At 27.2% G+C, this 13,066-nt stretch carries 14 protein-coding genes; all 14 read left to right on the top strand.

Annotated elements, in window-relative coordinates; all coding sequences use genetic code 11:
* Window positions 1–14 precede the first annotated feature (14 nt).
* The 14 genes from JOC62_RS13725 to JOC62_RS13660 all read left to right on the top strand — a co-directional run bounded on the left by JOC62_RS13725 (window position 15) and on the right by JOC62_RS13660 (window position 13,056).
* Entirely contained in the window at window positions 15–1,532 is a 1,518-nt protein-coding gene (locus JOC62_RS13725; RefSeq protein ID WP_204595849.1) for a hypothetical protein, read from the top strand.
* A gap of 46 nt (window positions 1,533–1,578) precedes the next feature.
* Entirely contained in the window at window positions 1,579–2,784 is a 1,206-nt protein-coding gene (locus JOC62_RS13720) for a head maturation protease, ClpP-related (RefSeq protein WP_243425080.1), read from the top strand.
* Between the two features lie 28 nt (window positions 2,785–2,812).
* The gene (locus JOC62_RS13715) at window positions 2,813–3,340 is read left to right on the top strand and encodes a hypothetical protein (protein ID WP_204595848.1); all 528 of its coding nucleotides are present in this window, start codon (window positions 2,813–2,815) and stop codon (window positions 3,338–3,340) included.
* Between the two features lie 29 nt (window positions 3,341–3,369).
* Window positions 3,370–4,419: a hypothetical protein gene (locus JOC62_RS13710; RefSeq protein ID WP_204595847.1), complete on the top strand. Its 1,050-nt coding sequence runs from the start codon at window positions 3,370–3,372 to the stop codon at window positions 4,417–4,419.
* A 75-nt stretch (window positions 4,420–4,494) separates the two neighbouring features.
* A complete protein-coding gene (locus JOC62_RS13705) occupies window positions 4,495–4,962 on the top strand; it encodes a hypothetical protein (protein WP_204595846.1) in 468 nt (155 codons plus the stop codon).
* A gap of 21 nt (window positions 4,963–4,983) precedes the next feature.
* Window positions 4,984–5,403, top strand: a complete 420-nt coding sequence (locus JOC62_RS13700) for a hypothetical protein (RefSeq protein WP_204595845.1) — start codon at window positions 4,984–4,986, stop codon at window positions 5,401–5,403.
* A gap of 10 nt (window positions 5,404–5,413) precedes the next feature.
* Window positions 5,414–6,331 carry a hypothetical protein gene (locus JOC62_RS13695; RefSeq protein ID WP_204595844.1) on the top strand — a complete coding sequence of 306 codons (918 nt, stop codon included), beginning with the start codon at window positions 5,414–5,416 and terminating at the stop codon, window positions 6,329–6,331.
* Between the two features lie 19 nt (window positions 6,332–6,350).
* A complete protein-coding gene (locus JOC62_RS13690; RefSeq protein WP_204595843.1) occupies window positions 6,351–6,989 on the top strand; it encodes a hypothetical protein in 639 nt (212 codons plus the stop codon).
* Entirely contained in the window at window positions 6,982–7,818 is an 837-nt protein-coding gene (locus JOC62_RS13685) for a hypothetical protein (protein ID WP_204595842.1), read from the top strand. Before JOC62_RS13690 ends, JOC62_RS13685 begins: the two co-directional genes overlap by 8 nt.
* Window positions 7,819–7,880: 62 nt before the next feature.
* Complete coding sequence (locus JOC62_RS13680) at window positions 7,881–8,732, top strand: hypothetical protein (RefSeq protein ID WP_204595841.1); 852 nt, start codon at window positions 7,881–7,883, stop codon at window positions 8,730–8,732.
* A gap of 230 nt (window positions 8,733–8,962) precedes the next feature.
* Window positions 8,963–9,502 (top strand): hypothetical protein, encoded by a 540-nt coding sequence (locus JOC62_RS13675; RefSeq protein ID WP_204595840.1) that lies wholly within the window; start codon window positions 8,963–8,965, stop codon window positions 9,500–9,502.
* A 3-nt stretch (window positions 9,503–9,505) separates the two neighbouring features.
* The gene (locus JOC62_RS13670; protein ID WP_204595839.1) at window positions 9,506–11,815 is read left to right on the top strand and encodes a tyrosine-protein kinase family protein; all 2,310 of its coding nucleotides are present in this window, start codon (window positions 9,506–9,508) and stop codon (window positions 11,813–11,815) included.
* Between the two features lie 431 nt (window positions 11,816–12,246).
* The gene (locus JOC62_RS13665; protein WP_204595869.1) at window positions 12,247–12,447 is read left to right on the top strand and encodes a hypothetical protein; all 201 of its coding nucleotides are present in this window, start codon (window positions 12,247–12,249) and stop codon (window positions 12,445–12,447) included.
* A gap of 12 nt (window positions 12,448–12,459) precedes the next feature.
* Window positions 12,460–13,056 (top strand): GNAT family N-acetyltransferase, encoded by a 597-nt coding sequence (locus tag JOC62_RS13660; protein ID WP_204595838.1) that lies wholly within the window; start codon window positions 12,460–12,462, stop codon window positions 13,054–13,056.
* The last annotated feature ends 10 nt before the right edge of the window (window positions 13,057–13,066 follow it).

Raw genomic sequence — 13,066 nt, 5'->3', positions numbered from 1 at the left:
ATGGAGGTGATTATATGACCATAACAAAAGAAGGCAATCCAGGATTAGGATGTGATTATATAAATGAAGGAGTACCATTAACATTTACTTCTAATATATTTGCCGAAGGGGTTACTAATGAAGTTAGTATGGACACTATAAAACAATGGTTAGCTAGTCCTCAAAAATATAAAAAAGAATTAGAAAAATATGCTATATACCAATATATAAGTAATGGAGATATATTTCAATTATTTGATTTAATGAGGATATTACCTAAACTTAACTATAGCATTAAAACTTTAAAATTAAATAATAAGAATGATGTTTATACATTAAGTTGTAGAAGGGTAATGAAAGAAGTAAATCATAAAGAGCTTACCAGAGATATATTATCTCAAACTATATCTGCTGGAACATTATGCGGTGTATGGATAGGGAAACCTAAAAAATTTGATAAAGAATATCCATATCCAATATTATTTAATGATTTAGAATATTTCTTCCCAGCAAGAAGAAAAAGAGGGAAATGGACTATATGGTGTGATTTAGAATATTTTAAGGATATAGATTTTAACTCATATAAACAGGGTTTACTAGAAGAATTAAATCCATATATAACGGAAGAATTATTAAATGAATACAATAAAGATCCAGAACATAGATATGTTGAATTCCCTATAGAGAGAAGTATTTGTATTAGGACTCATGTTTTAAGAAGAAATCAAAGATTTGGGATACCTTGGAATACTCCCGCTATAAAGGATATTAAGCACCAAGAGAAGTTAAAAAATCTTGAAAAAGTAGCAGCTAATAAAGTCATGAACGCTGTAACTGTATTAACTATTGGGAATGATAAAAACCCTAGTGAATATGGTTGGAAAGCTATAGGTAAAACTGCTAGAAAAAATATAGCTGATGGAGTACAACAGGGGTTAAATAACAATAAAGAGGGAGACATGAGTGCTGTTGTATTACCTGAATTTTGTGATTTAGAGCAAAAAGCACCTCAAACTAATGTATTGAATCCAGATAAGTTTGAATCTATTAATTCTGATATTGGAAATGATATTGGAATAGCAAGAACTTTAACTAATGGACAAGGTGGTAATTATGCTAGTGCTAATTTAAATCTTGAAATAATATACAATAGAATCTCCGAATTATTAGAAACAGTAGAAACAGAAGTATATAATAAGCTATTTAAAATAATTTTACCTAATACTATTGGACAAGATTATTATTTAGAATATGAAAAGGGTTATCCTTTATCTACTTCTGAAAAAGCTAAAATGTTTAAAGAATTACATATGCTTGGATATTCATTAAAGCCTCTTATTGAGTTATTAGGCGAAGATTTTGATGATTATATTGAAAATTCAGTATATGAAATTGATAATATGGGTCTTAGAGATAAAATTAGACCTCCTATGTCTACATATACAATGACAGGAGAAGATGGTAATCCAGGTTTGGATGAACAATCAAATAACGATTCAACTATTACGGTTGAAGAAAATGGTGGAAATGAACAACCTAAACCTAGTGTTTAAGGTTGATTTTTTATATTAAAAAATATTAGAAAGGAGTTGACGATAGTTGGCTAAAAATAAATTTTATAAGTTTACAAATATAATTGATAACAATAAAGATTTATATGTGTACGGTGTAATTATTGGTGGCGCAGATAAATGGGATGAGTCTGATGTGACTTTTACTGATTTTAAGAATACTTTAGAACAGATGTCAAAAGGTTCAATTTTAAATATGTATATAAATTCTCCAGGCGGGGATGTATTTACTACTCAATCATCTATTGCAATGATAAGAAGGGCAAAGGATAGAGGAGTGAAAATTAATGCTTATATAGATGGTTTAGCTGCTTCATGTGGTTCTTGGCTTCCAATGATAGCTGACGAGATATTTATTTATCCTCAATCAATTATGATGATACATAAACCTCTATGTATGGTGTATGGAAATTCAGATGAGATGCAAAAAGAAATAGAGGTATTAGATAAGATTGAGAATGATGTGATTATACCTTTATATATGGAAAAGGCAAAAGACGGGATAACAGAAGACATTTTAAGAGAAAAAATGTCAAATGAATCTTGGCTTAATGCTAATGAGATTCAAGAAATATTTAATGTAACTTTATTAGAGGATGAAAGAAAGATAGCTTGCTGCGTAGATAAAGAAGTATTTAATAAGTACTCTAATGTACCAGATGAGTTGTTAAAAATAGCGAATGAGGTATCTAGTGAAGAACCAGAAGACGAAGAAAATAATAATAGTAAAGGTAATAAAACAGAAACTGATGGATTAGAAAATAAAATTTCGAGTTTAAAAGAAGAGGTCAAAATTTTATCAAATGAAAGAGATATATTAGTTGAAGAGAAAAATGAAGTTGCTATTAAGCTAAATGAAGCAAATGAAAAAATAATAGCATTGAATAAAGAAATAACTCTAATGAAGCCTTTAGTTGATGATTATAATAAACTTCAAGATGAAAAGAAAGCTAAAGAAGAAGAGAAGGCATTAGAGGATTTAATGAAAGATTATGAAAGTAAGTTTAATATGATTAATGCTTCTAAAAAGTTTAAATCAGAGGAAGTTCAAAGTTTGATTAAGGATGCTGTCAAAGATGAAAGTAAGAAAAATGATCTTAATTCAATGATAGTAGATTTAATACAAATAAATAATAATAAACTAAATAAAAAAATATCTATAGATAATAGTACTGATATGAATAATTTAATACAAATAGAAAAAAATGGTGCTACTAAATATGGGTTTAAATAATTAATAAATATTAAGGAGGAAATTATATATGGCAAGTGAAATTTTAAAAGTCTTAACAGGACAAGGGAATAAACATACAGTTGGTTCTTTAAATAATATGAGAATAAGAATGATAAATCAAGGTGCTATCGCAGAAGCGGATCTTGATAACTATATGATAGTTGAAACAGGTTTTAATGAGGAAGGGGAAAGAACTTTTAAATTACTAACTGATATTACTAAGAAAGGATATTTATTAGCTTCTCCAGAAAATGTTATGGCTGATTTAGGTGAAACAATGATTTCATTTTATAATGGAGTTGGAGAAAGAGGAAGATTAGTAATTCAAGATTTTGGTCAAAGATTTGAATGTTCTAATGTAGTCCCTTCTGATAATTCAGCTCCTATTAAAGCTGGACAATCTGTTTATTTTGATCCAAGTAAAAAAGCATTTGTAGCTGTGACTAAGGGTGAAGATGAAAAACTAGCTACTGCTGGAAATAAATATGTTGTTGTAGATGCAAAAGCAAATACTTTAGCTGGACAACAAACTATAAGATTAGAAATTTTAGAATAAATAAAAAATAAAGGAGGAATACAACAATTATGAGTAGAATACAAAAGATGTCAATAGATGATAAATTAAAAAATCTAGGTGTTAGAGTTTTTAAAAATAAAATGATAATTGAAAAAGTAGATGGAGAGGATGTTAATGTTGATGAAAAAGATTTCATGGACATTTGCGAAAAAACATGGGGGCATGGGATGCCTTCAAGAGAAAATTTAGAAAGATTTAACAAGTTAATAGTTGAAACTGCTGAAACTATAGCAGAGCCCAAAATAACTGGTATATTAAATCTACTAGCACAATATAAGAATGCAGATATAGATGCTGTGGTTATGTATGACATCCCTAAGACTACTAAGCCAAAAATATTATATGCTGCTAATGGTTCAGGTGTAGACTTAGTAAGATTAAGTGGGAATGAAACTAAAAAATTAGCACAAAGAAAGACTTTTGGTTATGGTGGATATTATGAAATAACTAGTTTTATGGGAAATCCAGAACAAGCTTTCAAGGATGCGGTAGCACAACTTGCAAATGCCAAGATTGAAAAGTTCTTTGAACTAATGTTTGAGTGCATGAAGGAATCTATTAAAAATGCTCAAATACCTAGTAATAATGTTAAAGAAGGTTCAAATTTAACTTTATCAGACTTCCAAAAAGTAGAGAATGTAATGATAAGATTAGGTGGAGGTAGACCGCTATTCATAGCTGATACATCATTAATAAATCATTTTGCTAATCAAATACCAACAGCACAAGTTAACTTATTAACTGATGATGTAAGGGATATGTTAAGAGAGGATCTTGTACCAAGTAAAATATCTAAATCATTAGCTATGTCATTCCCTAACCCTTGGATAGATGAAAAAAATTCAGAAGTTAAGTTTAATGTAAAGCAAGGTTTTATGTTCCCTTCAAATGCTAAAGGCAAACCATTCGGTATTACTGAGTATGGTAATAGAAGAGAGTATTCAGAAATAGATAAAGAATCTGAAAGAGTAGAAATATTAGTTAAGTTTGATGCTGATGTTACATTATTAAATGGTAGATTTTTAGGTGTTGTAGAAGAGGATACAATAACTGTTTAATAAACTTACAAGAGATGGTTAATTCCATCTCTTATTTTATTAAAATAAAGTGCTAATAACAAAGGAGAGAAGAAAATGGAAGAACAAATAATTTTAGAAAGACATAGACAGAATCCGTATACGGTAAATTATGAAAATAAAAAGTATGAATGGTTGGGGGCTAGGAATGGAGTACCAAGCGTAAAAAAAGTACCAAGAGAAGTTTATGATTTTATAGCTATGGGTACTTCTGCATTAGAAAGCGGCAAACTAGTTTTAGGTAAAAAAATATCTGATGAATTAAAGAAAGACTTATTAGAGGAAATACCAGATGTTGAAAAGTATGAAAAAAATGCATTAACTAAAGAAGAAGTTGAAAAAATGTTAAAGGGAAATTTAAAGTCTTTAGAAAAAGCTTTTAGCGAAATAGAAGAAGCTGCTACCAAACAATTTATTTACAAGGTGGCCAAAGAAATAAAAATAGAAAATGCTAATAAGCAAAAAATGATAAAAGATTTATTAGGGTCAGGATTATCAATAGAAGAGCTATTCGGTGAAGAATAATAGAAAAGGGTGGTGAGCAAAATGAATACTACCTATGATGAAATATGGGAAACGTTTATTAGAGTATGTGGTTACAATTATGAAGAAATACCAACTAATGAAAATGTTATGAAAAATATGATTAATAATGCTTCTGTTAGATATAATAAGTTGGCCAATAAATATTCTACTTTTACTGGTAACTTAAAGTTAGATGATATAAGTGAAGAAGCTAATTTTAAGCTCAATGAAAATGAAATAACAATATTAGCAAATATTATAGCTTATAACTTTGCTAAATTTAAATTTACTGAGTTTACTTCTTTGTATAATGTTGTCGCAAATGATTTAGGTATGAAGGATTATAAAGCTCAATGTAGTGGTAGATTGAAAACTATAAATGATTTTAAGAATGAATATATGGCATTAATACAAGATGAAGATCTTGGGTATGAAGTGTAGGTGATAGATAATGAAACGTTTAGATTATTATAAAACATCACCTAACTCTATAAAAATAAATAGTGGGAAAATTATATTTAAGAAACAATTGAGTGGCACAGAAGGGGAAGATATAAAAATCAATAACTCTAATGATACAGTAAGAGCATTAATTAGAAATACATTGAATCCAATGACTGAATCCAAAGAAGAAAGAAGCATTCAAGTAGAGATGGGAATACCTATAAAACGAGGAGATTATATAGAGTATAAGGATAATGGAGAAGAAGTTGTTTATATTGTTTTAAGTAGGGTAGATAATCATAAAGTCTATTTGAAGACGAAGATTAGATATTGTAATCAAACTTTAATGTGTGAGGGACAACCTTATCCAATTCCATGTGTAGCAGATAACACTACCTATGGTACAAAAGGTGTAAAGGATAACAATTATTTTGAAGAACGTGATGCAAGATTAAAAATATGGGTTCAAAAAAACCAATGGACAGATAGATATAAAGAAAATATGAGATTTGTATTTAATCATAGAACTTGCTATGAAATAACTAAAATAGATGATACAGTACTAGATGGCATATATGTAATGGAATGTATACTAGATTCTATAACTTCTTTAGATAATTTAAAAGATAATATAGCTTACAATAAAAATTTATTAAAATCAGTTGATGATAATGCAGAGCGACCTAGCGATGATACAACAGAGCCTAATATTATTTTAAACACTGATAAGTGTAAGGTAGGAGAAATAATAGATATTTCTATAACGCCAATAAATGCAACATTACAAACAGATGATTATGGAAAATTAACATTAATTAGTCCAGGTAAATATAGTTTTGCAGGGGTTAAAAGTGGTGATTATGCAACATTACAACTTGTTAAAGAAGATAAATTATTAAAAGAAGAATATATATTAATCTATTAGAGAATGGAGGGATGATTTAGTGAGCTATTATACGCAGCAATACAATGAAAGCATACCATTTTCTAATAAAATAAAGATAGTAGAAAGTGGTAAAAGGCATATAGTTAGAACAATAAATAATAATCAAAGCATAGTGAGATTGTGCAGATATTTGACTAAAACACCTCTACTAAAAAAAGGTGTTGATTACAATAATAATATGATAAAACAATCTGATTTGGATTGTGGGTTATTAACTATATTGAAAGATGGTGAATACCCAATGGTACAATCAAGGGATAGAATATTAATTCCTTATGCGTTTGATGATTCATTACAACCAGAGGAACAAATATTAATTTTTGTAGATAGCTATAATGCCAAATTTAACAGTAAGTATACGACAGGTAAATATATTTTCGATATAGTTATAGCTTATACACCAACATATAATATACTTGAACCTTATGGAGAGGAGAGAGCCTTAAAGATTGCAGATCAGGTATGCAAAGATTTTGATGAAAAATATAATGATGAAGAGTCTCAAAAAGAAATAGGGGAGTTAAAGTTTACGGTTTCTAATATCCAATCTGTAAAAATAGGTACTGGTGGCAATATGGGTAAAATAATTAGGTTAATAGCGAAACCTCTAACAGATAGGGAGTTATTAAATGATTAATGATTACTTAGGTATTGAAGAATATGTAGAAGGAATGGGAAATATTTATCCTATATCTATTGCTGAATATGATAGATTCAAATTCTTAGCTGAGAAATATTTGATACCAGATAAGAGATCTATAGAAAGTACTATAGGGCAAAAACTTGATTTTAGTTTATTAGAGATAATTATATGTCAGATTAAACAATTTGAAATAGCTGAAGATGAAACATTACTAAATGCTTTTATAGGTGACTCTGATAAGAAATTTTATAAGAATTTAAACAAGGTAGATTATAAATATAAAATGAACATGGAAGAATTTAAAGAAATTCTAGAAATGACTTTAAAATGTAAGGTTATTATAGATGAGGAAAATATGAAAGTAAAGCTTGAGAAGAGTGTTTTAGATGATGATGAAATTAATAGCGAAAACTTTGAGGAATACAGAAAAGTTGTTATGAGACAAAATCTACTTTTTGCACCTCTTTATTATGATGATTTTATACTTCAAAGCATGCTCGAACAATTAAGAGAAAAGCAAAGGACTGTAAAGGAAGAAGCTTCTGATTTAGAAGCTATACTACAAATATTAAGCCTAAAAAAAGGCATACACCCAAAAGATTTTAAAGAGTATACATATTATCAGGTTATGGCAGAGTTCGCAAGATTTCAAACTTTAGAGAATTATGATTGGGTAAAGCTCATACAGACTAGCGGATATGGAAGCAAAGATGTGGAAGTTCCAAAGTTGGATAAAAAAATAGATTTAAATAGGCATCCAGAGGAATTTGATTTTAATCAACCAGTAGTTGGTGAAAATGATGAAAAAATACAAAATAAATAAACAATATGATAAAAAGCAAAAGCTTTATATAAATAAAATAAATAATAAAAGGAGGAATTTATATGGATTTAAATATTGAAGAAATGTTAAAGTATTGTGTTAGTACAACAACAGCTAATATAACACTTATTGATAAAGAAACTGGTGTACAATACTTTTCACAAACTATGAAAGATGTAGGTATTGATTTTAAAGAAGATAATAAGAAGATACAAGGTGGTATAGGAAATCCAACATTATATTCTTGGGGAGAAAACCGTCAAATTACAATATCATTAAGTGATGCAGTTACTAGAATGGACTGGACAGCTGCTAAATTAGGTCAACAAATTAAGAAGGGTGAAGTAGCTGTATTCAAAGAAGCTAAAGATTATGTAGTTCAAGGAGGTTTCATAACTTTAGATGCTGCACCAATTGATCCTAAGACTTTAAAGATATTTAACAAAGAAACGGGTGCTTTAATAGATACAAGTAAAATAACTGTATCTGAAGATAATAAAAAGATTACTTTTGGATCAGGAACAATAGAAGATGGTAAAAAAGTATATGTATGGGGACATAACATTGAGTCAACTGGTATATCTATAGACATAGATGCAAACAAATTTGCAAAGTCATTTGAAGTTATAGTATCTGCGCCAGTTGTTATTATACAAGATGGTGTTCCATCAACTAAGTTTGTAAAACAATACAGATTCCCAATGGGAAGATTAGATGGTAACTTCAAAGATGATTTAAAATCTAAATCAGACGGAGGAAAATTTGATTCTAAGATAGAAATTATGAACCCTAATAATGGACAATCTATGGGACAAATAATTATATTCCCAATTGATTCTTTAGATAAAAAGGATTTAGCTAGTATGGGGTTAGCTGGAAAAGGGTCAGAACCGAAGGCTGCTCCTAAAGAGTAATATTAAATTGGGCTTTTTAGCCCTTTTTAATTAGAATTATCATCTTATTATAAATACTCGTAAATGATAATTGTAGTTAGAAATAGATAAAATAAAATTTATTGTCGGAAAATAAAACAAAATAAATATGTAAAATTATTCCAAATAATGTTACTATGATATATATGGTTATTAATCCATTAATTAATATGTTATAATTATTCTATATTTTATATAAATGGGAGCAAGGGATGGATAGTAAAGGATTTAGGGATATAGAAAATTTTCATGAGGCTTATAATGAAAGACTTAATGAGTATTTATGCATGAAAAAAATAGATGATGATATGAAGGTTTTCTTAATGCATTGGGGAGGCATAGTAATAGAAATATATCTAAAGTCTATTTTAGTAAAAGTTAATGGAATAAAAAAAAGTCACGGAAATAAAAAGTGGTATAATTCAGCTACACATGAAGATATTATGTCTAGAGGGAATATTAAACCAAAAGATTTTCCAGAGGCAACATGTGAAAATCCAGGACATGATATAGAAAAAGCAATACAGAAAATCGTTGAATTGAATGAGTTATTAACTGATGATATTGATATGGAGAAAAATTTAAAACTAATTAATAATCCATTAGGAGAGAAAAATGGATATATAGACTTGAGATATAAATCTTATAATGATATTGATGGTATTGATGATTTATTTGAACGATGGGAGAAAAGTTTTAGAGAGTTATATAGATGGATTATTAAAAATAGTAAAAGTATAGAGGTGAGATAGTCTTTGAAAAACATACAGGATTTAAAAAATGAATTGATTAAATATTTTATTATTAATGAAGATATAGATTGGATAGATATAAATATAGTAAATATTAATAGGTTAGATTTAGATATAGTTACATCTAATAATAAAACAATAAAAGATTTTAATAAGTTTATAGAAGAAAAAATAGATTTATATAATGAAGATTTAAAAAATGATGAGAAAATACATAGTGGATTTATAAATATTTGGAGTCCTGAGGAAGCTGAATTTTTAGGAATCGAAAAACCTGAGATAAAAAAAGAAATAAATAATTCAAGCTTTGGAGCAATTATAGATAATAAAAATAATAATTTATTGGAAAAAGAAAAGAAAACAGAACCTAAGGTAGTATCATTTTACTCATATAAAGGTGGGGTTGGTAGAACGGTTGCATTAATTCATACAGCAACACTACTAGCGGCAGAAGGAAAAAAAGTTGCATTAATAGATATGGATATAGAAGCACCTAGTTTTAATGAAATTTTTAAGAATGAAATTAAATCTAAAAATGGATTGGTAGAGTATCTTTATAATAAAATGTATGATCTAGATGAGATACAATTATCGTCAATGATGACTAAACTCCCTTTAAGTGCAAAAGGAGAGGTATATGTTTTACCAACTGGTGAAATAAGTCCTAAGTATGTTAAGAGATTAGATATGCTTAAAGAAAGAAGAATTTCTGAAAATCAATATATTGAAGACTTAATAAATGAAATGAATAGACAGTATAATATAGATTATGTATTGATAGATTCTAGAACTGGTATAAATAATTGGGGGGCGTTATCTATTGGTGAAATAGCTGATGAGGTATTTTTATTAGCATATCCTAATGAAGAGAATGTTAAAGGAACTAATCTAATTTTAGATATGCTTGGAGAAAATAAAAAATGTACAGTTGTTTTTTCTAGAATAGATGGTTCAGTACTAGGTAGAGAAAAAGCTGAAAGCTTATTCAATGAAGTTAATATAAAACAAGAATTTATAGGTATATATTATGATTCTACTATAGCAATAGAAAATAGATATCCTATAGAAGAAAAGCTTGTTGGATTTAAAAAATTAAGTGATATTATCTTAGAAGATGAAATTAATGAAAATAATAGAATGTGGATAATGGATAATAAAGATAAATGCAATAATATATTAGAATTATTGAAAGATGGCTTTAAGTTTGACAGTATATTTACAAATGATGAAAAAAAGATTATTGATAAAAGTAACTATATTATAATAAAAGATAGTAAATCAGATATAGAATCTATATTTAAAAATTTTGTAGAAGAGAAAGAAAAATTTGATATATTGGATATAGAATTTAATTGTAATAAATTCACAAGAGATCATACAAAGGTAAAGGCTAGAACTTATTATTCCTATATGATATCATTTTTACTTGCAAACTTTATTGCTAATATAGAAAAATATATTTATAAACAAGAAGTTGGAAGTGAAAAAGTTGATCATATTCATGATGAAATTTTTTCAGAAAATATTAGTAACATCAAAAGTTCAGTAATTGAAAGAATTGTTAAGCTAGATGAAGAAATGGGAAATAGAAAAGTATTAATACCTATAGATATTAGTATTTTCAAGAAAAAACTTTCTATAACGACTGATGATATATATGATGTGTATATGGATATATTAAATTTCTCATTAGAAATTATAAATATTTCAGAAAATATTCAGTTTAAATTGATAGTTGATATAGACAATTATGAATATTATGATTTTGAAATTAATAATTATATAGCTAATATTTTAATGTTATCATCAAAGCATACTAGTATAGATGTAAGAAAAGATGATGTAAGAACTATATTTAATAATATAGTTGATAATATAAATAACAATATATATAAGAATGAAAAAAAATCTTATATATCATTTGAGGAGTTATTTAAATATACATTAAATGATTTTAAAAAATTAAATGAAGAATCTTTTGACAAAAAGGCGTTTGAAGAAATTTTTGACAAAAAGGCTTTTGATGAAGCTTTTGATATGAAATTGAGAGAAGGATTTTTGAAAATTAATAAAGAAAAAATAACAAAAGACTTGTTATTTTGTAATAAAATAATATTAGAGAACGGAAGTATAGATCTCATAGAGTGGCTAGTAAATAATACGCATGGGAAGACTGAGGTATTAAATATAATAAAGCAAGCAGCAAAAATAGAATTAGGATATAGTAATAATGAAAAAAGTAGTATAATTACCTCTGAGAGTTTTAAAAAAGTATTAGAAGGAAAAGGGAATAAAAAAGATATATTAATTTAATTTTGACAATTGTCAATTAAAGAGTAATAGATAGTTTATAAGGAGAGTAGGTAATTTATTTTACTTACTCTTTTTTATGGTTTATAAATGTAATTTTTAAAAGTATAAGTAGTAATAGACTAGAAAATAATAATCTTATATAATATACTCGTAAATGATAATTATAATTAGAAAAAAGATTAAAATAAAGATTTTAATTAAATATATACTTATATTAAATAATAGTTAATCGGAATTATACACAAAATTAACCATAAATTTCTTGTAAATACTTATAATAATACGTATAATAAAGGTATGTAATACAATGTAATACAAAATAATACATTATTTTAGAAGAAAATAAGTTAATAACATTGCCATCATAACGTCAGTTTATGACAAATATTTATATAGCTCATAGATTAAACTAAATATATGGGGTGATATATATGGATATTAAGAGATGGAATGGGGAAGTGTTAAAAAAGAGGGAGTTGATTTATATGGCAACACAATTAGCACCAACACCAATTTTATATGGAGTTGAAGCGAAAAACGTATTAAATGAACTAAATAGGAAAACAAGTAAGGAATCAATTATCAAAGGGAATAAATTAATTGATTTTTTCAAGAAATTAGAAGAGAAATAAGGTGTAGTTTCATTGCAGGACGATTCAAAATCTATAAAAATAATCAAATTAAATGAAATACATGAAGAACATATTGAGAAATTTACATGTTTAGATGAAAATGAGGAGTTTATTGGATTTAAGTCAAAAAAAAAGAAAAAGTTCAAAAAGCACTCAAAGGAAATAGATGAGTTTTTTAAGAAGGAAGCTTTAAAAGAACAAGCGAAATTCTTAAATACAACACATCTATTTTTTATTGATGGTAAATTAGCTGGCTTTATTTCATTATGTGCAGATTCAATTCGACTAGACTTAAGCGAAAAAGAAAGTGAAAAGGTTCCATACTTGAATATACCATCACTTAAAATAGCTAGACTGGCTATTGATATTAAACATCAAAAAATGGGAGTAGGAACTTTACTCATAAATTTTGCGGTAAAAACCGTATTTGAATTAAGAGATTCATTGGGTATTAAATTTTTAACAGTGGATTGTTATGAACATAGGATTAGCTATTATGAGAACCTCGGATTTCAAGAAAATAAAGTACAAAGAGAAAATAGGCAATCAGATAGTCCAATTAGTTTAAGACTAAATGTAGATGAGTATTTAAGTAACTTAAACATATAGCTAAGAATCT

The organism is Clostridium sardiniense (assembly GCF_016907995.1).
Classification (GTDB): Bacteria; Bacillota; Clostridia; order Clostridiales; family Clostridiaceae; genus Clostridium; species Clostridium sardiniense.
The sequence above is the reverse complement of the archived record's forward strand: the minus strand, read 5'-3'. Positions and strand labels throughout refer to the sequence as shown.